Here is a 22,581-nt window from a genome sequence, read left to right on the forward strand (position 1 = left end):
CCCCGCGCTCGCGCCCTCGACGCCGGCGCGCCCCTACGGCTCACCCACGGGCATCGCGCAGACCTCGTAACGGACTTTGTGCTCGTCCAGATCCCGCAGTGCCTCCGCTGACGCCCCGTCGTCCACGAGGACCGTGTCGAAGCGGGACAGCGGGACGACCCGGTGCAGGGCGACCCGGCCGAGCTTGGTGTGGTCGATCAGCAGGACGTTGCGTGCCGCCGCGTCGAGCATCGCCCGCTTCACGGACACGATGTGCTGCTCCTGGTGGTACGCGTAACCCCCGTGCACGGCCGACGTCGACGCGAAGCACACGTCCACCCGGAGCTGCTCGACCGCCTCCACGCACGACACCCCGAGGAACGAGGAGTGCAGCGGGTCGTAGTCGCCGCCCAGCGCCATCAGGTGGATGCCCCGCTGGTCGGCGAGGAGGTTGATCGCCTCCAGGAAGTTGGTGACGACCGTCAGCGGTGTGACCTCGGCCGTGCGCAGCCGTCTGGCTATCTCCAGGGTGGACGTGGAGTCGTCCAGCAGGATCGCCATACCCGGTTCCACCATCCGCAGCGCGTGCTCGGCGACGGCGGCCTTCTCGGCCCGCATGCTCTTCAGCCGGTACTGCACGTTCGACTCGAAGACCCCCGACGGCTGCGCGGTCACCCCGCCCCGGAACTTCCTCACGATGCCCTGCCGTTCGAGCTCGTCGAGGTCCCGGTGGATGGTCATCAGGCTCACCCCGAACCGCTCGGCGAGCTCCGCCGCCGTCGCCGAGCCGTCGGCCAGCACCTGTTCGGCCATGGCGGCCTGCCGTGCCGCGGGCCCCTGCTGTCCACCGCTGCTGTTGCTCATGGCTGTGTCTCTATCCGTCGTCCCGGTCGCTCCGGCCGGTCGGCCTCGAACAGCAGCAGGTTCTCAGGCCGCACCACGAGCCGTACCGGATCGTCCGGACGAAGGCGTGCCGCGTCCGCGCGGGGGGCCACCAGCGACACCCGCCGCTCCCCGGTCCCGAGCCGGACGGTGACCTCCACGGACCGGCCGAGCACCTCGGTGACGTACACGGTCCCGGACAGTTCGTGGCCCTCGCCGTGCAGGGCGAGGTCCCGGGGCCGGAGACCGACCAGGACGTCCGTGCCGGGCGCGGCCCGCGCGCGGACCGGCAGCTCGACCCCGCCGTCCGACCGCACTGCGCTCTCCGTCACCACCCCCGGCAGCAGATTGATGCGGGGCCGGCCGAAGGCCCGCGCGACCTCGGTGTCCCACGGCTGGTACCAGATCTCCTCCCGGGTGCCCGTCTGCACCATCCGGCCCTCACGGACCACCCCGATCCGGTCACCGAGGGCGAGCGCCTCGACCGAGTCGTGGGTGACGTAGAGGGTGGTGGTGCGCTGCACGGCCCCGATCGCCTTCAGTTCGGCCCGCATCTGCTGGCGGAGTTTGGCGTCGAGATGGGAGAGCGGCTCGTCGAGCAGGAAGGCCCGGGCCGGACGGACCAGTACCCGGCCGAGGGCGACCCGCTGCCGCTGCCCGTTGGACAACTGGCCGACGGGCCGGTCCAGCAGCCCGGAGATGCCGAGCAGCTCGGCGATCGCGCCGATCCGCTGCCGGGCCTCGGCGGCGGGCAGCCGGTGCCGGGGTGAGCGCAGCGGCGAGACGAGGTTGTCGTAGGCCGAGCGGTGCGGGTAGAGGGCGTAGCTCTCGAAGCACATCGCCACACCCCGGTCGTACGGCTCGACCCCCCGCATGTCCTCGCCGTCGAGCACGACCGTGCCGGAGTCGGGCTGTTCGAGCCCGGCGACGGTCTTGAGGGTGGTCGTCTTGCCGGCCCCCGACGGTCCCAGCAGGCAGAAGAACTCGCCCTCGCGCACCTCCAGTTCGAGTCCGTCGAGCGCGACGGTCCTGCCGTACGCCTTCCGTATCCCGCTGAGCCGGATCACGCCTTCACCGCCCCGAACGACAGGCCCCGCACCAGATACCGCTGGATCGTCAGCGCCAGCAGCAGCGGCGGCACGACGGACACCAGCGCGGCGGCGGCCGTCAGGTTGTACTTGGGCCGGTCCCCGCCGAGGAAGGACAGCGCGCCCACGGTCACCGTCTGGGCCTCGTTGGAGGTGAGGATCAGCGGAAAGACGAAGTTGTTCCAGGCGAAGATGAACGCCAGCAGCGACACGGCCGCGACGCCCGGCTTGACCAGCGGCAGCGCCACCTTGAAGAACGCCTGCTTGCGGGTGTAGCCGTCCAGCAGGGCGGCCTGCTCCAACTCGGGGGTGAGGTCGGCGAAGTACGACCGCATGATCCACACGATCAGCGGCAGCGTCACCAGTTGCAGCACCCACACCATGCCGACGTACGTGTCGAACAGACCGAGCTTCTGGTACAGCACGAACAGCGGGATGATCACGGTGAGTTCGGGCGCGAAGCGGAACGACAGCAGGGTGAACATCAGGTTCTCCGACCCCTTGAACCGCCACCGCGCCGAGGCGTACGCGGCCGGCAGCCCCACCACCAGCGACAGCACCACCGCCCCCACCGACACCACCAGGCTGTTGACGAAGAACCGCACGAACGGGATGCCCTCGCTGTCGCCCAGGACCGTCCGGTAGCCGTCCAGGGTCGGGGAGAACGAGAAGTAGGTGGAAAAGAGCTGGTCCGCCGGCTTGAGCGACAGGATCACCATCCAGGCGATCGGGAACAGCGCGAAGACGAAGTAGAGGACGAGGGCGGCGTCGCCGAGCCACCCCAGGGCGCGTCTGCTCATGTGGTGACCTCCGCGGCCTTCCGCTGGATCTTCCCCAGGTGCTTCACCAGCACCATCGCGGCCAGGTACACCACGGCCCACAGCACGATCGTGTAGGAGATCCCGAAGGAGTAGCGCTGGAAGCGGATGGCCTCCAGGTACGCCCGGATCTGCAGGACGACCGTCGAGTCACCCGGCCCGCCCTCGGTCAGGGCGTAGATGATGTCGAACACCTTCAGCGAGTCCATGAACCGGAAGATCACCGCGACCAGCACGTACGGCCACAGCATCGGCAGGGTCAGCCGGCGGAAGGTGTACCACCACCCCGCGCCGTCCACGGCCGCCGCCTCGAACGGGGAGGTGGGCAGCGACCGCAGACCGGCGAGGGCGAGGATCGCCACGAACGGGGTGTAGACCCACACGTCCACGGCGATCGACGACAGCAACGCGCCCGTAGGGGTGTCGGTCCACTGCACCCCGCCCAGACCGAAGGGCCTGAGCAGGTGGTTGACCACCCCGACCGAGGGCTGAAGCATCAGCTTCCAGATGATCGCCGCGATCACCGGGGCGATCATCAGCGGCAGAATCAGGATCTTCTCCAGGACCCGGCCGATCAGGGGCGAGCGGTGCAGCAGCAGCGCGACGGCCACGCCGAGCACGGTCTCCGCGAGCGCCGCCCCGACGGCGTACAGCACCGTCACCCACGCCGAGTTCCAGAACGCCTCCTGAGTGAAGACGGCTCTGTAGTTCTCGAAGCGCACCATGTCCGGCTGCGGTTTGCTCGCCGAGAAGTCGAACAGCGTGTAGTACAGCCCCAGTCCGAAGGGATAGAGGATCCCGCAGGTCAGCAGCAGCGCGGGGACGATCAGGACGTACGGGCGCAGGGTGAGCCGCCACCCCATCGGCTAGCCCACCTTGCCGGCGAGGTCGTCCGCCAGCCCGTCCAGTACGGACTTCGCGCCCTGGCCGCCGTAGATCTCCTGGAGGGCCGCCGCCCAGCTCGTCGTCGCGTCGAAGAACTGGGCCTGCGGGGTGAACTGGATCTTCGTCTGGTCGACGACCGTCTCGAAGGTCTCCAGGAAGCCCGGCAGGTGCCGCATCTTGTCCTTGTACGCGGCGTCGTCGGCGACCGACCTGCGCACCGGGTCGATGTGGTTGTGGGCGATCGCGCTCTTGCGCAGATGCTCTTTGCCCGTCGCCCACTGCAGGAACAGCCAGCTCGCGCTCTTCTTCTTGCTCTTGGCGTTCATGCCGAGCGACCAGATCCACATGTTGGTGGCGAGCGAGCCGTCCGGTCCCTTCGGCCCGGGGTGGAAGGCGATCTTCCCGGAGGCGGGGCTCGCGCCCTGCACCGCCTGGAAGTAGGCGGCGGTGTCGGCGTCGAACAGCATCCCGGCCTTCTTCGCTCCGAGGTCGCTGGAGCACTGGTACCAGGTGTACGACGTCCAGGACGGCGGGCCGCCCCGCTTGACCATCCGCGCCCAGTCCTCGGTGAAGGCGACGGCCTCGGGACTGTTCATGGCGGGGGTGAGCTTCCCGCCGTCGACCGTGAAGTCCTTCAGCCCGTTGCGGGCGTACATCGTCATGAAGCCCGGGTGGATCGTCGCCCAGCTCCTGGACCCACGCACGGCGATCCCGTACATCCCGTCGAAACCGGCGCCCGGCGCCTTCCGCTTGATGGTCCCGGCCAGTTCGGTCAGCTCGTCGAAGGACTCGGCGGGCTTCAGGCCGAGTTTCCGGAACACCTCGGTGTTGTAGGCGACGACGTTCGTCTCCCAGCCCCACGGCAGCGCGTACTGCCCGCCCCGGCCCAGCGGCGCACCCGCCTTCAGCGACCACTGGTCGGCCCGGAGCAGGTTCGGGAAGAAGTCCTCCTGGTCCCATTCGGCGCCCGTGGCCGAGGAGTTGCGCATCCAGGGACCGAGGTCCTCCAGCCAGCCCGGCGGTCCGTACTGCCACACCATGTAGGCGCCGAGCATGAAGACGTCGTAGGAGGCGCGCCCGCTGGACAGGTCCACGGTGAGCTTGTCGAAGTAGTTGTCCTCGGGGAAGACGTCGTACTCGACCTCGATGCCGGTCTTCGCGGTGAACGACTTCAGGTCGGCGATGAGGGCGTCCGTGTACGGGTGCTTGTTGAGCAGGGCCTTGACGGTGGTGCCCTTCTCCCGCTTCCAGTCGAAGGAACCGGTGACGTCGTCCGCCGCGGACCCGTCGCTCTTGTCGTCGTTCCCGCCGAAACCGGCGCCGCAGGCCGTGAGCAGCGGGGCCGCCGCCGCTCCGGCGGCGAGGGCGAGGAAGCGCCGGCGGTCGTGCACGTGCGTGTCCATCCGTACCTCCGCGTGGAGCCTGGCCAACACGTCGAGTCGACTCGTCAACAGAGGGTGGAACGGCTGAAGTTGGGCGTCAATCCCTCGCGCACGGGAAAATATCGGGGCACAGTGAGAAGTTCACAGATCCGGCTGCGACGGCGTGGGAGGTTCCGGATGGTGGACGAGGGTGCGGGCTGGCTGGGCGTCGACCTGGGCACGCAAGGCGTCCGCGTGCTGCTCGTCACCGCCGACGGCACGGTCCTCGGCAGCGGCTCGGCCCCGCTGACCGGGCGGCGGGAGGGGGCGCGGCACGAGCAGGACCCGCTGCGCTGGTGGGCGGCCCTGTGCACGGCGTCCCGGGCGGCCCTCGCCGCCGCGCCCCCGGGCCTGCCGATCGGCGGACTCGCGGTGTGCGGCACGTCCGGCACGGTCCTGCTGACGGACCATGCGGGCCGTCCCGTGAGCCCCGCGTTGATGTACGACGACAGGCGGGCGACGGCGCAGGCGGTGCGGGCCCGGCAGGCGGGGCTCGCGGTCCAGGACACCTGGGCGCTGCCGAAGGCGCTGTGGCTGCTGGGGCAGTACGACGGCACCTCGCTGCGCCTGACGCACCAGCCCGACCTGATCGTCTCCCGGCTCACGGGCGAGCCGCCCCCGGCCGATTCCAGCCACGCCCTGAAGACGGGCTACGACCTGGAGGGCGACCGCTGGCCGGAGGCCGCCCTGGCCGAACTGGGCGTGCCCGACAGCATGTTCCCCGGCGTGGTCCGCCCGGGCACGCGCCTCGGTGAGGTCCGCCGGGCCGCCGCCGACGCCACCGGCATCCCCGCCGGCACCCCGGTGTTCGCGGGGATGACGGACGGCTGCGCGGCCCAGATCGCGTCGGGCGCGCTGCGGCCCGGCTCCTGGAACTCCGTGCTCGGCACCACGCTCGTGCTGAAGGGCGCCGCCCGCGACCCGGTCCGCGACCCCACCGGCGTGGTCTACAACCACCGCGCCCCGGACGGCACCTGGCTGCCCGGCGGGGCGTCGAGCGTCGGCGCCGGGGCGCTCGCGGCGCACTTCCCCGAGGCCGACCCGGCCGAGATGGACGGGCCCGCCATGGCGTTCGAACCGTCGGGCGCGGTCGCCTACCCCCTCGTGTCACCGGGGGAGCGGTTCCCGTTCCGGGCGCCGGAGGCGACCGCGTTCGTCCTCGGTGACCCGGCGGGTGACGCCGACCTGTGGGCCGCGCTGCTCCAGGGCGTCGGCTTCGCCGAACGCCTGTGCCTGGACTACCTCCACCACCTCGGCGCCCCCCTCGACGGCCCGCTCACCTTCACGGGCGGCGGCGCCCGCAGCCCGTACTGGAACCAGCTGCGCGCCGACATCCTGGGCCGCCCGGCCCGCGTTCCCGAGCAGACGCAGCCGGCCCTGGGCATGGCGGCACTCGCCGCGTACGGGGCCTCGGGGTCCGGTGCGCTCGCGGACGTCGCCGAGCGCATGGTCCGTGTCCGGACCGTCCTGGAACCCCGCCCCGGCCGTACGGCCGCCTTCGCCGAGCCCTACGCGCGCCTCGTCGACGCCCTGCGGGAGCGCGGCTGGCTGCCCGCCCCGGTCGCCGCGCACGCACACGGTCGCCTGAGCAGGGATACTTCCGCATCATGAGTACGACCCTCCTGCTGGTCCGGCACGGACAGACCGTCTGGCACGCCGAGAACCGCTACGCCGGCATCAGCGACATCGACCTCACCGACACCGGCCGCGCCCAGGCCGAGGCCCTGGGCCGGTGGGCCGCCGCCCACCCCGTCGACGCGATCTGGACGTCCCCGCTGTCCCGGGCCGTCGCCACCGCCGAACCGGCCTGCCGCGCCCTCGGCCTCACCTCACAGAGCGAACCCCACCTGCGGGAATGCGACTTCGGTGTGCTCGAAGGCCGTACGCTCGCCGAGTTCGAGGCCGAGGACCCGGAGTGGGCCGCGGCCTACCGGACCGACCCGGTGGAGCACTCCTTCCCCGGGGCCGAGGACCCCCTGGCCGCGGCGGCCCGCGGGGTGCGAGCCCTGCGGGAGGTCGCCGCCGCCCACCCGGGCGAACGCGTCATGGTCGTCGCCCACAACACCCTGCTGCGGCTGGTGCTGTGCACGCTGCTGTCCATCCCGGTGAGCGAGTACCGCAGGGTGCTGCCGCGGTTGCGGAACGCGGCGATCAGCGAACTGCGCATGAACCCCGACGGTTGCGCCGCACTCCTCTCACTCAATGTGCCGTGCGAGGTGGAGGTGCCGTAGCACCATGGGCGCATGACGCAGATCGACACATCGGTGCCGCACTCGGCCCGGATCTGGAACTACTGGCTGGGCGGCGAGGACAACTACCCGGTGGACCGGGCGGCCGGCGACGCCTACACGGCGGTCTTCCCGGGCATCGTCACCATCGCCCGCAGCAGCCGCGCCTTCCTGGGCCGCGCCATCCGCCACCTCGTCCAGGAGGCGGGTGTACGGCAGTTCCTCGACGTCGGCAGCGGACTGCCGACCGTCGACAACACGCATGAGGTGGCCCAGAAGCTGGCCCCCGAGGCGCGCATCGTCTACGTCGACCACGACCCGCTGGTCCTCGCGCACGCCCGCACCCTGCTCACCTCCACACCGCAGGGCGCGACCGCCTTCGAGGACATCAGCCTCTACGAGCCGGAACGCGTCCTCGAGGCCGCCGGCAGGACTCTGGATCTCACCCGGCCCACCGCCCTGATCCTCAGCGGCGTCCTCGGCCACGTCGCCGACCACGACCGGGGCCGTGAGCTCGTACGCCGGCTGATGGACGGCCTGCCCGCCGGCAGCCACCTGTGCGTCAGCGACGGCTCGCGCGGCACCGACCCGGCATACGAGCAGGCTCAGGACGCCTACAACGAGACCGGTGCCGTCCCGTACTTCCTGCGTCCGGTGGAGCAGATCGAGGCCTATTACGAGGGACTGGACCTCGTCGAGCCGGGTGTGGTCTCCGTGTCCCGGTGGCGGCCCGAGCCGGGGACGTTCCCGGAGCCGGTCGGCCAGCACGCCGGCCTGGCCCGCAAGCCCTGACCAGAGGCACCGGTACACGGGAAACCCCCGCGAGTCACGTCCTCGCGGGGGTTCCTTCATTCCGCCTGCCGTGCGTGAAGGGTGAGAAGACGATCACGAGGCAGGACGCTTCACGGGGCCGTCGTCACGGCGCCAGCAGCAGCACGTCCGCCCGGGACTTGGCCGCCTCGTAACGCCGCGCCACGTCCTGCCAGTTGACGACCTGCCACATCGCCTCGATGAAGTCCACCTTCTGGTTGCGGTACTGCAGGTAGAAGGCGTGCTCCCAGGCGTCGAAGACGAGGATCGGGGTGGCGCCCTGGCCGACGTTGCCCTGGTGGTCGTAGACCTGCTCCACGATCAGCCGCCCGCTCAGCGGCTCGTAGGCGAGCACACCCCAGCCGGAGCCCTGCGTGGTCGCGGAGGCCTTGGACAGCTGCGCCTTGAACTTGGCGAAGGAGCCGAACGACTCGGTGATCGCGTCGGCGAGCTCACCCACCCCGTCCTGCGCCAGCGGCTCACCGCCGCCGTCCTTCGGGCCGGTCATGTTCTGCCAGTAGATGCTGTGCAGGATGTGCCCGGACAGATGGAACGCCAGGTTCTTCTCCAGCCCGTTGACCGACCCCCACGACTCCTTGTCCCGCGCCTCCGCCAGCTGCTCCAGCGTGTCGTTGGCGCCCTTCACATAGGCGGCGTGGTGCTTGTCGTGGTGCAGCTCGATGATCTCGGGGCTGATCACGGGGGCGAGCGCGGAGTAGTCGTAGGGCAGTTCAGGCAGCGTGTAGACGGGCATGGGCGGGATCCCCTCCGGACCTCTTATTGCAACTAACTTGCAACTGCACGCTAGCAGCAGGAGAGGGTGGGCGCGTGGTCCGGGCACACAAAAGGCCCCCGCGTGTGTCGCGGGGGCCTGGGGCGGCGGTTTCCCTACCGCTGGGCGCGAGCCCTCTGCCACGCGTACCCGATGGCCGCCAGGACCAGGACCATCCCGCCCGTCGAGTACAGCTGCACCCGTGTGTCCGGCTCACGGGCCATCAGGACGAAGACGGCCGCCATGCCGGCCAGAGCGAACCAGGTCAGCCAGGGGAACGCCCACATGCGGACGGCCAGCCTCTCGGGTGCCTCGCGCTCCAGGCGGCGGCGCAGCCGCAGCTGTGACACGGCGATGAAGATCCAGACGGCCAGGATGACCGCGCCGATCATGTTCAGCAGCCAGGGGAAGACGTCGTTCGGCCGCCAGTAGCTCAGCAGTACGCACAGGAAACCGAAGACGGAGGACGCCAGCACGGCGATCCGCGGCACCCCGCCCGAGACCCGCCCCAGCCCCTTCGGGCCCTGGCCGCGCTCCACCAGCGAGTAGGCGATGCGCGAGGCGCCGTAGATGTTGGCGTTCATCGCGGACAGCAGGGCGACCAGCACGACCACGTTCATCAGCTGGCCGGCGCCCGGGATGCCCAGCTCGTCGAGGGCGGCGACGTAGGGGCCCCTCTCCACGACCGCCTCGGAGTCCCACGGCACCAGGGTGACGATGACGGCCATCGAGCCGACGTAGAACAGCGCGATGCGCCACATCGCCGTGCGGACCGCGCTCGCCACGCCCTTGACGGGGTTCTGCGACTCGGCCGCCGCGATGGTGACCGTCTCCAGGCCGCCGTAGGCGAAGACCGACGCGAGCAGGCCGATCACCAGGCCCTCTCCGCCGTTGGGCAGGAACTCGGTGAGGTGGCTCGCGCCGGGCGAGTCCGTGCCGGGCAGGACGCCGGCGATCGCCAGGACGCCGAGCACCAGGAACAGCGTGATCGCGCCGACCTTCAGCGCGGCGAACCAGAACTCGAACTCGCCGAAGTTCTTCACGGCCGCGAGGTTCGTGCCGCAGAAGACGACCATGAACAGCGCCACCCACGCCCACTCCGGCGTGCCCGGCAGCCAGCCGCTGACGATCTTCGCGGCGCCGATGCCCTCCAGACCGACGGCCGTGCACAACAGCACCCAGAAGGACCAGCCGGCGGTGAACCCGGCCCAGGGGCCGATCGCCCGCTCCGCGTGCGCCGAGAACGACCCCGACGACGGATACGCAGCCGACATCTCGCCGAGCATCCGCATCACCAGCATCACGAGGACACCGGAGAGGGCGTAGGCGACCACGATCGACGGACCGGCCGCGGCGATACCGGCACCGGAGCCGACGAACAGACCGGCTCCGATCACCCCGCCGAGGGCGATCATCGACAGGTGGCGCTGCTTCAGGCCGGGGGAGAGGGAGGCGCCGTCCGTGCCGGTCGGCGTCTCCGTGGTGGTGCTGGTGGGCATGGGTGCGGGTCGTCCTGTGCGTGAGGGGCGTACGAGGGCAAAAACGCCGCCAGTCTCGGATGCCTCCCCGCGGGGGCGGAGAGGCATCCCACCATCCGGACACTCGTGTCGCTCTGCGTGCCTGGGCGGCGACCGGTGTGTAGTGCGGGGCGTCGCCCTCGACGCGTCGCTCTCCTCGCCCTCGACGCCGACGTGGATGTCCCTGATCGCCGGCTCGGCCGTCGCCCACCGCGAACCGGGAGTCGTCCAGGTCGAGCGGTCGACGCGGCCCTCACGAGCCCTTGGAGCGCCGCGGCACGGTGGACTCGGGGATGAGCCCGTTCGCGACGCCGGGAAAGCGGCCCGGGACCGCGCGGGCGGCGACCGCGGGCGTGACGGCGGACGCGGCGCTTTGGTGGAAACCTACAGAAGCCCCTCGGTCCGGCCGACGTGGCACGCACCATCCCATCACCGTGACCGGCATCACGCCGTCCTCGGTGTAGCCCGCACCCTTTGTTCGAAGTCGACCAATCGCCGGTCCACGCCTTTGTCGAGCGCTGACGGTGATCGGGGCGAGGGCGCTGGGATAGCGTCACGGTGTCCCACCGGCCCTCACTCCGCGGAGTCCCCATGAGCACCGCTGCCGCCACACCCGCCCGCGCCGGACAGGTCCTCGCCGACCTGCTCCCCTCCCCCAAGCTCTCGGCGGCGCTCGAGCAGGGCGGTGCCCCCACCCGTGTCCGCGACGCGGCCCTCGTGCTCGGCGGCGCCGCGCTCACCGGCCTCGCCGCCCAGCTCTCCGTGCCCGTCCCGGGCTCCCCGGTGCCGGTGACCGGCCAGACCTTCGCCGCGCTGCTCGTCGGCACGTCCCTCGGCGCCGGCCGCGGCTTCCTCGCGCTGGCGCTGTACGCCCTCGCGGGCGTCGCCGGTGTGCCGTGGTTCGCCGGTGCCTCCTCCGGTGTCGCCCCGTCCTTCGGCTACATCCTCGGCATGATCCTCGCCGCCACCGTCGTCGGCGCCCTGGCCCGCCGCGGCGCCGACCGCTCGATGCTGCGCATGGCGGGCGCGATGCTGGTGGGCGAGGCGATCATCTACGCCATCGGCGTGCCCTACCTGGCCCTCGCCACCGGCATGTCCGCCACCGCCGCCATCGCGGCCGGCCTCACGCCGTTCCTGATCGGCGACGCGCTGAAGGCGGCGCTGGCGATGGGCGCGCTCCCGACGGCCTGGAAGTTCGTGAACAAGCGCTGAACCCGCAGGTGTTGCGCCGAGGCCCGCCGGGGGCATGACGCCCCCGGCGGGCCTCTTGGCGTCAGCAGGGCCGCCAAGGGCTGAATCAGCCCTCCCGTACCCCCGGCCGCCGCCGCTGCGACCACCACATTCCGGCCACACCCACCGCGAGCAACGACGCACCGGCCGCGCCCAACGGCAGCAGATCACGGGCCGGACCCGTCTTCGGCAGCTCCTTGCGGCCCGGGCCCGCCGGCTCGTTGTCGGTGCCGAGCAGCAGCGGCGTGGCCGGGGCGTCGGGCGACGGGTTGCTCGTGCCGAACGGCACCGGGCCCTGCTGCCAGAAGGTCTTCTTCCCGTCGCTCGTCTGCACGGGCAGACAGATCTTCCCGGTCTTGCCGAGGTCGTACGTCGCATCCACGGCGTACGACTTCGACTGACCGGCCTCGAGATTGTCGATCGGGCACACGAATCCGCTGTTCGAACCCTTTGGAAGTCCGTTCTCGGGTATCGCCGAACACCCCTCGACGCCCTTGACGACAAGTCCGTCGAATCCGACGACCAACAGCCTGATCTTCCCGCTGTCCTTGCTCCCCTCGTTCTTCACCGTGGCGGTAATCGACGTCTTTTCCGAACCGTTGTCGACCGAGATCCTCCCGGGCAGCAGCGTGGTGAGCCTGACGTCGGCCGGTGCCTCGTCGACCGCCTTTCCCCCCTTGCCGGTCGGCGGTCCGTCGTCCTCCGCGCCGGCCGTGCCGGAGAGGATCATCACCGCCGAGAAAGATGCCATGACCAGCGATCCCGCGATTGTCGTCGTGTGACGAGAACTCATGTTCGGCCCCCCTTGCGTCCCCCTGGGCTGCGCCTGAATTCGCAGCACTGAAAGAGGTACCACAAGATTTCGCCGCACTATCCTGGTGCGGTGCGAAGTGTGACCGTTGTGTTTCACTGGAGTCGGTCGCGGCGTCGTGGAGGGGGTGCAGCGAATTGCCGGGGAACGCGAACAGCGGCGGTGTTCCAGGGATATTGGTGACGGGACGCTATCGGTTGGTCGAAAGTATCGGCCAGGGGGGAATGGGGCGGGTGTGGCGAGCCGCCGACGAAATACTCGACCGGCAGGTCGCCGTCAAGGAAATGCGGATCGACGGTCTCGACGCGGAGGACAGCAGGACCCGCCGCGAACGCACCCTGCGCGAGGCCCGGGCCACGGCCCGCATCGACCACCCCAATGTCGTACGCGTCTACGACGTGGTCGACGAGGGCGAACGCCTGTGGATCGTCATGGAATTGGTGGCGGGCCGCTCCCTCGAACGGATCCTCGCGGAGACGGGTCCCCTGAGCCCCGGCGAGACGGCCCGCATCGGCCTCGGTCTGGTCGCGGCACTCCGGCAGGTGCATGAACGGGGCGTACTGCACCGTGACATCAAGCCCGGGAACGTGCTCGTGGAACACGCGGACGGGCCGGCCGGATCCGCACGCGGCAACGGCAACGGTTCCGGCCACGGACGGCGGGTGGTCCTCACGGACTTCGGCATCGCCGCGATCCAGGACGCCAAGGCGCTCACGATGGTCGGCATGCTGGTCGGCTCGCCCGACTACATGGCCCCCGAGCGCATCTCCGGCCGCCCCCAGGGCCCCCCGTCCGACGTCTGGTCCCTCGGCGCGACCCTCTGCGCGGCTCTGGGCGGCCGCTCCCCGTTCTCCCGCGACACGACGCTCGCAACCCTGCACGCGGTCCTGTACGAGGAGCCGGAACTCCCCGCCTGCGCGGGCCCGGTGCGGGACATCCTGACCGCCCTGCTGGCCAAGGAACCGTCGGCCCGCCCGGACCTGGAAACCCTGGAGACGGCGCTGGAACCAGTGGCGTATCCGGCACCGACACCCACGGTCGCGGTGGGGCCGCGGGACTCGATACCGGAGCCGGAGCCCGCCCTCGATGCGCACACCACCCTCGCGGGGCAACAGCCGGGCACGGCACCGCAGTCGCCGACGCCTCCGCCCACACCCCCACGGGAGTCACCCACCCCCGCCCGCCGCCCCGCTCCTCGCCCCACGGCCCCCGGGGACCCCCGCCGCCCCGCCCCCGTCCCGGACCCGCACCACCACCGCGCACCCACCGCACCCTCCACCCCCGCGGAATCCGCCGCGAGGACCGGGCCGGCGGCGCGCTCCGAGGGCCGAGCCGGTACCACCCACCGCCCGGGCCGCGTCTCCCTCACCCGGGCACAGGCGGAGACCGAGCACCGCCCCCACCCGGCGCCCGTGCCGATGCCGCCGGGTGAACTCCCCGGACCGGCCGCCCCGGCCACACCCCGCCCCGGCCCCCGAACCGGCGCGGGCCGTCGCCGCAGGGTGCTCACCGCCGTGGCGGCCACCCTCGCCACCGCCGGCACCGTCGCGGGAATCCTGCTGGCGATGCCGGCGGGCTCACCCGGCGACGACGACACTTCCCGCGCGGGGTCCTCCACCTCCACACCGGCCACCACCGGCGGCACCACCGCCTCGCCCACCGTCGAGGGCACCTCCAGGCCGCAGCCCCTGCCGCCCGGCACGCACCGGGAGGCCGGCGGTTTCGCCTGGGCGACCCCCGAGGGCTGGCGTCGGGACGTGAAGACGGGCGCGGAGGTGCACTACACCTCCCCGGACGGCTCCCAGGAACTGGTGGGCAGGTCCTCCCTGGCCCGGGGGGACCTGCTGGAGACCTGGCAGACCTCGGAGCGCAACGCCCACCAGGGCCAGGACTACCGCAAGATCCGTCTGGTGGAGACGAGGTTCCGCGGCCACCCGGCCGTGGTCTGGGAGTACACGTTCACGCTGGAGGGCGTCCACTGGCACGCCCGACTTCTCGGCTTCAACGTGACCGGCAAGTCGTACCAGGTCAACACCTGGTACGAGGAGGGGATCGAGCAGGAGGCGCGCGTCACCTACGAGAAGGTCAAGGAGAGTTTCACGGTGCTGTAGGCACACGGAAGGGGGCCCGTCGCATGTGCTGCCGGGCGGCAGCACACACCACGGGCCCCGTTCACCACGAACGACGAGCGGCCGGAGGATCAGCCGGCCGAGACCTCGCTCCGCTCCGCGTCCTGCACCTGCGGGGCGTCGGCGGCGGACCGGCCGCCACCGACCTTCTGCCGGACGACGGCGATGACGAGCACCACCGCCGCGACGAGCAGCGACAGCAGGATGGTCTGGCGCCCGTCGTGCTCGGTGTCGGTGAGCATGTAGCCCAGGATGAACACGATCAGCGCGGCAGTCGCCCACGTCAGATACGGGTACAGCCACATCTTCACCACGAGCTTCTCGGGCGCCTCGGCCTTGATGATCTTCCGCATGCGCAGCTGGGAGAAGCAGATCACCAGCCACACGAACAGGGCGACCGCGCCGCTGGAGTTCACCAGGAACAGGAAGACGGAGTCCGGGAACTTGTAGTTGAAGAAGACGGCGACGAAGCCGAAGGCGACGGACGCGAGGATCGCCGTGCGCGGCACTCCGTTGGAGGTCGTGCGGGCGAAGGCCTTCGGCGCGTCACCGCGCTGGCCGAGGGAGAAGGCCATGCGGGAGGCCGTGTAGAGGCCGGAGTTGAGGCAGGACAGCACCGAGGTCAGCACGATGAAGTTCATGATCTGACCGGCGTGCGCGATACCGAGCGAGTCGAGCGCGGCAACGTAGGAGCCGTCCTTGGCGATGGACTTGCTGTCCCACGGCAGCAGGCACACGACGACGGCGATCGAGCCGAGGTAGAACACGGCGACGCGCCAGATGATGCTGTTGGTGGCCTTGGTGACGGCCTGCCGCGGATTCTCGGACTCACCGGCGGCCAGGGTGGCGATCTCGCTGCCCATGAAGGAGAAGACGACGAGCAGCACACCGGTGAGGATGGCACCGGCCCCGTTGGGCAGGAAGCCGCCGTGCTCGGTGAGGTTGCCCAGCCCGGCCTGCTCGCTGTCCACGCCGGGCAGCAGCCCGAAGACGGCCAGTCCGCCGACGACGATGAACGCGGCGATGGCGACGACCTTGATGCCGGCGAACCAGAACTCGAACTCGCCGTAGGAGCCGACGGAGACCAGGTTGGTGGCGGTCAGCACCAGCATCACGATCAAGGCCCAGCCCCACTGCGGCACGGCCGGTATCCAGCCCTCCAGGATCACCGCACCGGCGGTCGCCTCCACGGCGAGCACGACCACCCAGAAGAACCAGTACAGCCAGCCGATGGAGAAACCGGCCCACGGCCCGAGCGCCCGGTCGGCGTGCGCGGAGAAGGAACCCGAGGTCGGGTTGGCGGCCGACATCTCACCGAGCATCCGCATCACCAGCACCACGAGCGTGCCGACGAGGGCGTACGACAGCAGGATGCCGGGTCCGGCGGTGGCGATACCGGAGCTGGACCCCACGAAGAGTCCGGCGCCGATCACACCGCCGATGGCGATCATCGAAAGATGCCGGTTCTTGAGCCCGGCCTGCAGCCCGGAGCCCTGGGCTCCGGGATCTCCGGGCCCTCCGGGATCGTTTCCGGTCTTGTTCATGGTCGGCTGCGAGGTCATGGACGGGTTTCCTTTGCGCCGGGGAGCTGTACTTCCGTACGGAACCGCACGAGCCGCACGAACGGGGTGTGTCGCGGCACGGCGGTGTACGGGGCTCGCACGAGCGATGTACGAGCCGGTCCAGTGAATCGGAGGTGAACGGACAGGAGAACCTTTGAATTCAGATTGTTACTTGAGGTTTCCCTGGGCTTCCGTAATGTGGCTCACATTGACCTCGGGGTTTCCCGAGCGCCACCCCGCGCGCCTTCCCCGAAACACCCGTGTCACACTCGTCCCATGCGCGTGTACCTCGGCTCGGACCATGCGGGCTACGAACTCAAGAACCACCTCGTCGAGTGGCTGAAGGAGGCGGGTCACGACCCCGTCGACTGCGGCCCGCACATCTACGACGCCCAGGACGACTACCCGCCCTTCTGCCTCCGGGCGGCGGAGCGCGCGGCCGCGGACCCCGACGCCCTCGGCGTCGTCATCGGCGGCTCGGGCAACGGTGAGCAGATCGCCGCGAACAAGGTCAAGGGCGTCCGCGCGGCCCTCGCATGGAGCGAGGAGACGGCGGCCCTGGGCCGCCAGCACAACAACGCGAACGTCGTCGCGGTGGGCGCGCGCATGCATACGCAGGACGAGGCGACGAAGTTCGTGGAGACCTTCCTCGGTACTCCGTTCTCCGGTGACGAACGTCACATCCGCCGCATCGACATGCTGTCGGCCTACGAAACGACCGGCGACCTGCCCCCGATCCCGCCGCACCACCCGCAGCGGTAGTCCCCCCGGCAGTGCGCTGACGGACCAACTCGGGCAGCCGCTCCCACGCGGCTGCCCGATCCGGCGTGGCCCGGAGCCCCTGCCGGCGGCGGGCTACCCGAGCTCGGCCGCAGCCCGAGTGCCGGGGCGGCTCAGGCGGAACCCTGCGGGACGCGGAAGCGAACCCCCGCGAGGGCGGGCCTGCCGTGTCGCGGGGCGCCGTGCTGCCCGCCCGACCGCCCGACACGGTTCACCGAACGGCTGAGGCAAGGGCGACGATCACAAGGAGAACCGTGCCGGAAGGCCACACGATCCACCGCCTGGCCCAGGACTACGGCGCCACCTTCCTCGGCACGAAACCCCGAGTCACCAGCCCTCAGGGCAAGTTCACGGCCGCCGCTGCCCTCCTCACCGGCACGGAACTCACCCACACGGAAGCCCACGGCAAACACCTCTTCCTCGGCTTCCGCGACACCGACTGGATCCACATCCACCTCGGTCTCTTCGGCAAGGTCACCTTCGGCCCGGCCCCAGCACCGCCCCCCACCGACACCGTCCGCCTCCGCCTGGCGAACGACACCGCCTGCGTGGATCTGCGGGGCCCCACCACCTGCGCCCTCATCACACCCCCGGAGAAGCAGGCGATACACGACCGGCTGGGCCCCGACCCCCTCCGCGACGACGCCGACCCGGACACCGCGTTCCGCCGCGTCTCCCGCAGCCGTACGACGATCGCCGCCCTCCTCATGGACCAGAAGGTCATCGCCGGCGTCGGAAACGTCTACCGCGCGGAGGTCCTCTTCCGGCACCGCATCGACCCCTACCGCCCCGGCAAGGACATCACCCCCGCCGAGTGGCACGCGATCTGGACCGACCTCGTCGACCTCATGCACGAGGGCGTCCGCAACAACCGCATCGACACCGTCCGCCCGGAGCACACCCCGGAGGCGATGGGCCGCGCGCCCCGCGTGGACGACCACGGTGGCGAGGTGTACGTCTACCGCAGGGCCGACCTGCCCTGCCACATCTGTGGCGGTGAGATCCGCACCGCCGATCTCGCCGCCCGCAACCTCTTCTGGTGCCCGGCCTGCCAACGCCCCTGAGATCACCCGGGCGTCAGAAGCCGTGCGGCAACCACGGCACCGCGCCCGCCCCGAACCCGAGCGACGCCTCCGCCAGCGCCGCACCCGGGCGTCAGAAGCCGTGCGGCAACCACGGCACCGCGCCCGCCCCGAACCCGAGCGACGCCTCCGCCAGCGCCCCCCGCCGCAACTCCCGCACCCGTCCCGCGGCGCCCAGCGAGGCCAGCGACACACCGCCGAGATACGCCGCGCCCAACTCCCGCACGGACAGAGCCAGATTCGCCGCATCCGCCGTACGCTCGCAGGACGCCCCCTTCGCATCCCCGCTCAGCCGCCAGCGCCCGGCGTTCCAGGGGCAGAACGCGTCCTCCACCTCGAACACCACATCCACCGGCGCCTGATACGTGCGCGCCCCCAGCGCGGCCCCCACCTCCACCGGGCGCACGTACAGGGAGTCCCGCAACCGCGGATTGCACCGCCGCAGGTCGGACACCAGGTACTGCCACGCGTCGTCCACCGGCCGCCCCCGCACGACGATCGTCGACGTCAGGTCGATCCCGAACAGGAACCGCCACAGCGCCGCGTCCGCCGCGGGGTCCAGCGCGGCCGAATCCTCCAGGACCACCTTGCCGTCGGCCCCGGTCGACTCCCACACCGGCTTGACGCGATAGCGCGCGTACCCGACCGTCTCCCCGTCCCGCTCGGCGAGCACGCACTGCAGGGGCGACGCCCCGTCCCGCTCGCTCTCCGGATCGAGCACCCCGAGCCGCTCCCAGCCGGGCCGCCGCTCCAGCATCCCCGGCCGTGCCGGCACCAGCCGGGCGTACACCGCCTCGCACACATCGAGCACCTCGGCCGGCGCCGCGTACCGCACCCGTACGTCGTCCGTACCGTCCGGCACCGACAGCCGCACCCGGCTCGTGTCGATCTCCGCATGCAGCGAGAAGGTCGCGTTGCCGTACCCGAACCGCCCGTAGATCGCCGGCTCGGAGGCCGTGAGCACGGCCAGCGGCTCCCCCCACGAGCGCACATCGTCCAGCTGCCGCCGCATCATCGAGGTCAGGATGCCGCGCCGGCGGTGCGTGGCGGCCACGCTGACCATCGTGACACCCGCGACCGGCAGTGACGCGCCGCCGGGCACGGTCAGCCGGAAGCTGAACGCCCCGGCCGTCCCCACGCACTCGTCCCCGTCCCAGACACCGAGTGAACGGTCGAACTCGGTCAGGGAGTTCCACAACTTCCGCTCCTCGGCGGCCTCCGGCACCCCTCCGAAGCCCCGGACCAGGGTGTCGTACCACTTGTCCCAGTCGTCCTGCCGAAGGACCCGCAGGCCGGTGGAAAGACCGTTCGCGTCAAGTGCCATGAGCCATGCCTACCAGGGCGATGCGGGACGAGCGACGGAATTTCTCCCCGGTGACGGCAGCGCTGCGCGCGGTGAAGTTCACTGTGAAGTCGGCCCTCGGACGGGGGACAAGTGGGACCTCCCGTGCCAAGGGGCTGGTCCGATGGATAGGGTCCCGAACTAATGGCATCAGGACGGCAGCGGCGCGCGGAAGCCGACACGTTCACGGCCCGGTTGAAGAAACAGTGGCACCGGGTCCGCGTCGGCGTGCGCCGAGCCGCCGTGGACTACTTCCGCGGCAACGGCTCGGACTGGATCGCCCTGGGCGGTCTGCTCCTGATGGTTCCCCTGATCGCGGCGGCGACGCTGGCGAACTCGGTGTGGTTCTCACCGGCCGCGCTGGTCCTGCCGGTCGTCGTCGGCGGGTTGCTGCTCCGCCCCGCGAGCCTGCTCGGGCTGTACGCGGCGGCGGCCACGGCCCTGATCGTGGAGTCGGTGCGACTCGGCCCGTACACGGAGGGCCCGTCGAGGGTCACCCCGGGCATCGTGCTCGTGGTCGCCGCCTGCGGTTTCTTCGGGCTGCTCCTGGCCCAGTTCCGCAGCCGGGTCGGTGTGCCCTGGCGGCGCGGCGGCACCATGCTCTTCGACCTGCGTGAACGCATCCGGGTGCAGAGCAAGCTGCCCGACCTGCCGGACGGCTGGCACCGGGAGATGGCCCTGCGCCCGGCGGGCGGCCAGTCCTTCTCGGGCGACTTCGTGGTGGCGGCCCGCACCAACGGCGGCCGTACGCTCGAAGTCGTCCTCACCGACGTCTCCGGCAAGGGCATGGACGCGGGCTCCCGCGCCCTGCTGCTGTCCGGCGCGTTCGGCGGCCTGCTCGGCTCGCTCCCGCCGCACGCCTTCCTCCCGGCCGCGAACGGCTACCTCCTGCGCCAGGACTGGGAGGAGGGCTTCGCCACCTCGATCCACCTGGTCCTCGACCTCGACTCCGGCGACTACGAGCTCTACTCCGCGGGCCACCCGCCGGGCCTCCAGCTCAGCGCCGGCAGCGGCCGCTGGGAGGAGAAGGTGGCCGAGGGCCCGCTTCTCGGGGTGTACGACGGAGCCCAGTTCGACCCGGTGAAGGGCTCACTGCGGCCGGGGGACGTGCTGATGCTGTTCACGGACGGCCTGGTGGAGACCGCCGACCGCGACATCGTCGAGGGCATCGACCGACTCACCGGCGAGGCCGATCGCTATGTCGCCGGCGGCTTCCACGGCGCCGCCTGGCACCTCATCGAGGCCGTGGCCAAGGACGTGAACGACGACCGGGCCCTGCTGCTGATCTGCCGCGAGGGACCGACGGCGGCCGCGATCCGCTGAAGCGGGTCCTCCTGCTCCCCGGGCGTACGGCCACGGTCGCCCAGAGGCCCGGCGGCCGTCCGGACGATGAGCAGCCCGCCGTTCCGGGCGGCGCAGCGCGGGGAGACACTGGAGCGGTGAGCGAGACATCCCCCATGACGCCGGCCGAGGTGGAGGCCACCGCCCGGGCCGCGCACGCCGGCCAGACCGACAAGGCGGGCCGGCCCTACGCCGAACACCTCCGGGCCGTGGCGGAGGGCGTACGGGCCCGGGGCGGCGACGAGGAGCAGATCGCGGCGGCCTGGCTGCACGACGCCGTGGAGGACGCCGCGCTCTCTGCCGAGTGGCTGCGCGGAGCCGCGCTGAGCAGCCGTACGAAGGACATCGTCCTCGCCGTCACCAAGCGGGCGGGGGAGCCGCCGGAGGAGTACGCCGCGCGGATTCTCGCCACGCCCGGCGCGCTGCTGGTGAAGGAGTCGGACCTGGCGCACAACGCCGACCCGGACCGCCTCGCGGTCCTCGACGAGGCGACCCGCACACGGCTGACCGAGAAGTACGCACGGATGCGCGCACTTCTCGGTCTCGTCGGATGAATCCCGCCCCGAGCGTCAGGCGTTGACCTTCTCGCGTTCGCGCTCGCGCCGCTCGGCGCCCTGGCGTTCGCGGGCCAGCTCGGCGGCGTCCCGCTTGAAGGCCCAGTCCATCTTCGGCTCCATCGCGAACCGGAAGACGCGCTGCACCGGCTTGGTGCACAGCACCGTCACGACGGCGGCCGCGAGGGCGGTCACGAGGATCTCACCGGCCGGGTGGTGCAGCCAGGACGCCTCGAACCAGCCCTGGTAGTCGCCGGCCTTCACCAGGAAACCGTGCAGCAGATAGCCGTAGAGCGTGCCGGCGCCGAGGGCGGTGAACCACATGTGGCGGCGCGGCACCCAGGCGAAGAAGCAGGCCGTCAGCACCAGGGAGCAGCCGAACATCGCGAGCACCATGACCGGCCCGGTCCACCACGGGGCGCCCAGCTCCTGCGCGGCGTCACGGTGGTAGAACCACGCGGTGTTCATGCGCGGCACCGCCCACCAGCTGAAGGCCAGCGCGACGGCGAACACCGGCACCGAGGCGATCCGCACCGAACGGCGGCGCATCATGTGGAAGTGCTCGGGCTTCATCACCAGGCCCAGCACGAAGAACGGCAGGAACTGCAGGACGCGCTGCAGGTCCAGGTCGTCACCGATCTCCGGGGTGACGGTCGCCAGCATGGCGAGACCCAGCGCCAGCGGCAGCGGCCAACGCACCAGGTTCCAGATGGGGGTGGTGAGACGCCAGATGAACAACGCGACCAGGAACCAGGTCAGGTACCAGGGGTCGAGGAGGCTGATCTCCTGGTGTGGGTCGCTGTCGATGACCCGCTTGAAGAGCGGATAGGCCGTCTCGAAGATGATGTACGGCACGGCGACGCCGGTGATCAGGCGCTTCAGCCGGTTGGGCCGCATGTCGAAACTGCGGGAGAAGTAGCCGGAGATGATGATGAACGCCGGCATGTGGAACGCGTAGACGACCTGGTACGCCGCCTCGAGTACCCGGCTGTCGCCTTTGAGCGGCTCCCAGGCGTGACCCATGGCCACCAGCACGATCGCGAGGTACTTGGCGTTGTCGAAGAACGCGTCGCGCTGTCTGCCGTTCTGCTTCTTCTGCGTGCTCTGCGGCGAGCGTGGGCTCGGCACTCCGTCGACCGGCGACTGTGCCGGGGGAAGTGGAGCCCTGCGGTCGCCGTTCGGTCGCAGCGAGTTCGTCACAGACCCTCCCACCAAGAGCTCGGGGAGACGGTCCGGGACCTCGCTGCGCATACGGGGGACGAGGCAGCGTGGAACATCTGAGGCACCCTAGCGTTCCCTGCAGCTATTCGTAAAACGCCGGATGTGATTCCTGGCTATTCGCTGCGGGTA

General features: G+C 71.0%; 20 protein-coding genes. 9 read left to right on the forward strand and 11 right to left on the reverse strand.

Annotated elements, in window-relative coordinates:
* Nucleotides 1-33: 33 nt before the first annotated feature.
* The 5 genes from ACIQHQ_RS01870 to ACIQHQ_RS01890 are packed head-to-tail and all read right to left on the reverse strand — an operon-like array spanning nt 34 to nt 5,055.
* Nucleotides 34-843 (reverse strand): DeoR/GlpR family DNA-binding transcription regulator, encoded by an 810-nt coding sequence (locus ACIQHQ_RS01870; RefSeq protein WP_402609101.1) that lies wholly within the window; start codon nt 841-843, stop codon nt 34-36.
* Complete coding sequence (locus ACIQHQ_RS01875; RefSeq protein ID WP_402609103.1) at nt 840-1,928, reverse strand: ABC transporter ATP-binding protein; 1,089 nt, start codon at nt 1,926-1,928, stop codon at nt 840-842. Before ACIQHQ_RS01875 ends, ACIQHQ_RS01870 begins: the two co-directional genes overlap by 4 nt.
* On the reverse strand, nt 1,925-2,749 hold the full coding sequence (locus tag ACIQHQ_RS01880) for a carbohydrate ABC transporter permease (RefSeq protein ID WP_402609105.1): 825 nt from the start codon (nt 2,747-2,749) through the stop codon (nt 1,925-1,927). Before ACIQHQ_RS01880 ends, ACIQHQ_RS01875 begins: the two co-directional genes overlap by 4 nt.
* Nucleotides 2,746-3,630, reverse strand: a complete 885-nt coding sequence (locus ACIQHQ_RS01885) for a carbohydrate ABC transporter permease (protein ID WP_402609107.1) — start codon at nt 3,628-3,630, stop codon at nt 2,746-2,748. Before ACIQHQ_RS01885 ends, ACIQHQ_RS01880 begins: the two co-directional genes overlap by 4 nt.
* 3 nt (nt 3,631-3,633) lie before the next feature.
* Nucleotides 3,634-5,055, reverse strand: a complete 1,422-nt coding sequence (locus ACIQHQ_RS01890; RefSeq protein WP_402609109.1) for an ABC transporter substrate-binding protein — start codon at nt 5,053-5,055, stop codon at nt 3,634-3,636.
* 156 nt (nt 5,056-5,211) lie between these two features.
* Between ACIQHQ_RS01890 and ACIQHQ_RS01895 the strand changes: the two genes are divergently transcribed.
* Genes ACIQHQ_RS01895 through ACIQHQ_RS01905 form a run of 3 tightly spaced genes read left to right on the forward strand, consistent with a single transcriptional unit; the run spans nt 5,212 to nt 8,093 of the window.
* Complete coding sequence (locus ACIQHQ_RS01895) at nt 5,212-6,684, forward strand: FGGY-family carbohydrate kinase (protein WP_402609111.1); 1,473 nt, start codon at nt 5,212-5,214, stop codon at nt 6,682-6,684.
* Nucleotides 6,681-7,304: a histidine phosphatase family protein gene (locus tag ACIQHQ_RS01900; RefSeq protein ID WP_402609113.1), complete on the forward strand. Its 624-nt coding sequence runs from the start codon at nt 6,681-6,683 to the stop codon at nt 7,302-7,304. Before ACIQHQ_RS01895 ends, ACIQHQ_RS01900 begins: the two co-directional genes overlap by 4 nt.
* 12 nt (nt 7,305-7,316) lie before the next feature.
* On the forward strand, nt 7,317-8,093 hold the full coding sequence (locus ACIQHQ_RS01905) for an SAM-dependent methyltransferase (protein WP_402609115.1): 777 nt from the start codon (nt 7,317-7,319) through the stop codon (nt 8,091-8,093).
* Nucleotides 8,094-8,217: 124 nt separating this feature from the next.
* On the opposite strand, the gene ACIQHQ_RS01910 is transcribed toward ACIQHQ_RS01905, so the two are convergent.
* Entirely contained in the window at nt 8,218-8,865 is a 648-nt protein-coding gene (locus ACIQHQ_RS01910) for a superoxide dismutase (RefSeq protein ID WP_402609117.1), read from the reverse strand.
* A gap of 134 nt (nt 8,866-8,999) precedes the next feature.
* Nucleotides 9,000-10,382, reverse strand: a complete 1,383-nt coding sequence (locus tag ACIQHQ_RS01915) for an amino acid permease (RefSeq protein WP_402609119.1) — start codon at nt 10,380-10,382, stop codon at nt 9,000-9,002.
* 609 nt (nt 10,383-10,991) lie between these two features.
* Between ACIQHQ_RS01915 and ACIQHQ_RS01920 the strand changes: the two genes are divergently transcribed.
* Nucleotides 10,992-11,612 (forward strand): biotin transporter BioY, encoded by a 621-nt coding sequence (locus tag ACIQHQ_RS01920; RefSeq protein ID WP_402609121.1) that lies wholly within the window; start codon nt 10,992-10,994, stop codon nt 11,610-11,612.
* Between the two features lie 85 nt (nt 11,613-11,697).
* Here the strand turns inward: ACIQHQ_RS01920 and ACIQHQ_RS01925 are convergent, their stop codons facing one another.
* On the reverse strand, nt 11,698-12,423 hold the full coding sequence (locus ACIQHQ_RS01925; RefSeq protein ID WP_402609123.1) for a hypothetical protein: 726 nt from the start codon (nt 12,421-12,423) through the stop codon (nt 11,698-11,700).
* A gap of 242 nt (nt 12,424-12,665) precedes the next feature.
* Here ACIQHQ_RS01925 and ACIQHQ_RS01930 point away from each other — a divergent pair, with 242 nt between their 5' ends.
* Nucleotides 12,666-14,552 (forward strand): protein kinase, encoded by a 1,887-nt coding sequence (locus tag ACIQHQ_RS01930; protein ID WP_402610597.1) that lies wholly within the window; start codon nt 12,666-12,668, stop codon nt 14,550-14,552.
* An 89-nt stretch (nt 14,553-14,641) separates the two neighbouring features.
* Here the strand turns inward: ACIQHQ_RS01930 and ACIQHQ_RS01935 are convergent, their stop codons facing one another.
* Nucleotides 14,642-16,132: an amino acid permease gene (locus tag ACIQHQ_RS01935; protein ID WP_402609125.1), complete on the reverse strand. Its 1,491-nt coding sequence runs from the start codon at nt 16,130-16,132 to the stop codon at nt 14,642-14,644.
* A gap of 276 nt (nt 16,133-16,408) precedes the next feature.
* On the opposite strand from ACIQHQ_RS01935, the gene ACIQHQ_RS01940 reads away from it, so the two are divergent.
* Both ACIQHQ_RS01940 and ACIQHQ_RS01945 read left to right on the forward strand, forming a co-directional pair.
* Nucleotides 16,409-16,894, forward strand: coding sequence for a ribose-5-phosphate isomerase (locus tag ACIQHQ_RS01940; RefSeq protein WP_402609127.1), 486 nt, complete (start codon nt 16,409-16,411; stop codon nt 16,892-16,894).
* Nucleotides 16,895-17,166: 272 nt separating this feature from the next.
* The gene (locus ACIQHQ_RS01945) at nt 17,167-17,976 is read left to right on the forward strand and encodes an Fpg/Nei family DNA glycosylase (protein ID WP_402609129.1); all 810 of its coding nucleotides are present in this window, start codon (nt 17,167-17,169) and stop codon (nt 17,974-17,976) included.
* A 91-nt stretch (nt 17,977-18,067) separates the two neighbouring features.
* Here ACIQHQ_RS01945 and ACIQHQ_RS01950 read toward each other — a convergent pair whose 3' ends face one another.
* Nucleotides 18,068-19,318 carry a GNAT family N-acetyltransferase gene (locus ACIQHQ_RS01950; protein ID WP_402609131.1) on the reverse strand — a complete coding sequence of 417 codons (1,251 nt, stop codon included), beginning with the start codon at nt 19,316-19,318 and terminating at the stop codon, nt 18,068-18,070.
* Between the two features lie 162 nt (nt 19,319-19,480).
* Between ACIQHQ_RS01950 and ACIQHQ_RS01955 the strand changes: the two genes are divergently transcribed.
* Nucleotides 19,481-20,659, forward strand: coding sequence for a PP2C family protein-serine/threonine phosphatase (locus ACIQHQ_RS01955; protein ID WP_402609133.1), 1,179 nt, complete (start codon nt 19,481-19,483; stop codon nt 20,657-20,659).
* A 134-nt stretch (nt 20,660-20,793) separates the two neighbouring features.
* Nucleotides 20,794-21,231: an HD domain-containing protein gene (locus tag ACIQHQ_RS01960; RefSeq protein ID WP_402610598.1), complete on the forward strand. Its 438-nt coding sequence runs from the start codon at nt 20,794-20,796 to the stop codon at nt 21,229-21,231.
* 15 nt (nt 21,232-21,246) lie between these two features.
* On the opposite strand, the gene ACIQHQ_RS01965 is transcribed toward ACIQHQ_RS01960, so the two are convergent.
* Nucleotides 21,247-22,431: an acyltransferase family protein gene (locus tag ACIQHQ_RS01965; protein WP_402609135.1), complete on the reverse strand. Its 1,185-nt coding sequence runs from the start codon at nt 22,429-22,431 to the stop codon at nt 21,247-21,249.
* Nucleotides 22,432-22,581 lie beyond the last annotated feature (150 nt).

It is taken from the genome of Streptomyces sp. NPDC092370 (assembly GCF_044755265.1).
Classification (GTDB): domain Bacteria; phylum Actinomycetota; class Actinomycetes; order Streptomycetales; family Streptomycetaceae; genus Streptomyces.

Excerpts from the sequence above, each read along its gene's own strand:
- ACIQHQ_RS01955 (WP_402609133.1), top strand. The coding sequence starts at position 19,481 with ATGGCATCAGGACGGCAGCGGCGCGCGGAAGCCGACACGTTCACGGCC.
- ACIQHQ_RS01930 (WP_402610597.1), top strand. The coding sequence starts at position 12,666 with ATGGGGCGGGTGTGGCGAGCCGCCGACGAAATACTCGACCGGCAGGTC.
- ACIQHQ_RS01890 (WP_402609109.1), bottom strand. The coding sequence starts at position 5,055 with ATGGACACGCACGTGCACGACCGCCGGCGCTTCCTCGCCCTCGCCGCC.
- ACIQHQ_RS01880 (WP_402609105.1), bottom strand. The coding sequence starts at position 2,749 with ATGAGCAGACGCGCCCTGGGGTGGCTCGGCGACGCCGCCCTCGTCCTC.
- ACIQHQ_RS01960 (WP_402610598.1), top strand. The coding sequence starts at position 20,794 with ATGACGCCGGCCGAGGTGGAGGCCACCGCCCGGGCCGCGCACGCCGGC.
- ACIQHQ_RS01925 (WP_402609123.1), bottom strand. The coding sequence starts at position 12,423 with ATGAGTTCTCGTCACACGACGACAATCGCGGGATCGCTGGTCATGGCA.
- ACIQHQ_RS01895 (WP_402609111.1), top strand. The coding sequence starts at position 5,212 with ATGGTGGACGAGGGTGCGGGCTGGCTGGGCGTCGACCTGGGCACGCAA.
- ACIQHQ_RS01885 (WP_402609107.1), bottom strand. The coding sequence starts at position 3,630 with ATGGGGTGGCGGCTCACCCTGCGCCCGTACGTCCTGATCGTCCCCGCG.
- ACIQHQ_RS01905 (WP_402609115.1), top strand. The coding sequence starts at position 7,317 with ATGACGCAGATCGACACATCGGTGCCGCACTCGGCCCGGATCTGGAAC.
- ACIQHQ_RS01935 (WP_402609125.1), bottom strand. The coding sequence starts at position 16,132 with ATGACCTCGCAGCCGACCATGAACAAGACCGGAAACGATCCCGGAGGG.
- ACIQHQ_RS01915 (WP_402609119.1), bottom strand. The coding sequence starts at position 10,382 with ATGCCCACCAGCACCACCACGGAGACGCCGACCGGCACGGACGGCGCC.
- ACIQHQ_RS01910 (WP_402609117.1), bottom strand. The coding sequence starts at position 8,865 with ATGCCCGTCTACACGCTGCCTGAACTGCCCTACGACTACTCCGCGCTC.
- ACIQHQ_RS01920 (WP_402609121.1), top strand. The coding sequence starts at position 10,992 with ATGAGCACCGCTGCCGCCACACCCGCCCGCGCCGGACAGGTCCTCGCC.
- ACIQHQ_RS01940 (WP_402609127.1), top strand. The coding sequence starts at position 16,409 with ATGCGCGTGTACCTCGGCTCGGACCATGCGGGCTACGAACTCAAGAAC.
- ACIQHQ_RS01900 (WP_402609113.1), top strand. The coding sequence starts at position 6,681 with ATGAGTACGACCCTCCTGCTGGTCCGGCACGGACAGACCGTCTGGCAC.
- ACIQHQ_RS01950 (WP_402609131.1), bottom strand. The coding sequence starts at position 19,318 with ATGGCACTTGACGCGAACGGTCTTTCCACCGGCCTGCGGGTCCTTCGG.
- ACIQHQ_RS01870 (WP_402609101.1), bottom strand. The coding sequence starts at position 843 with ATGAGCAACAGCAGCGGTGGACAGCAGGGGCCCGCGGCACGGCAGGCC.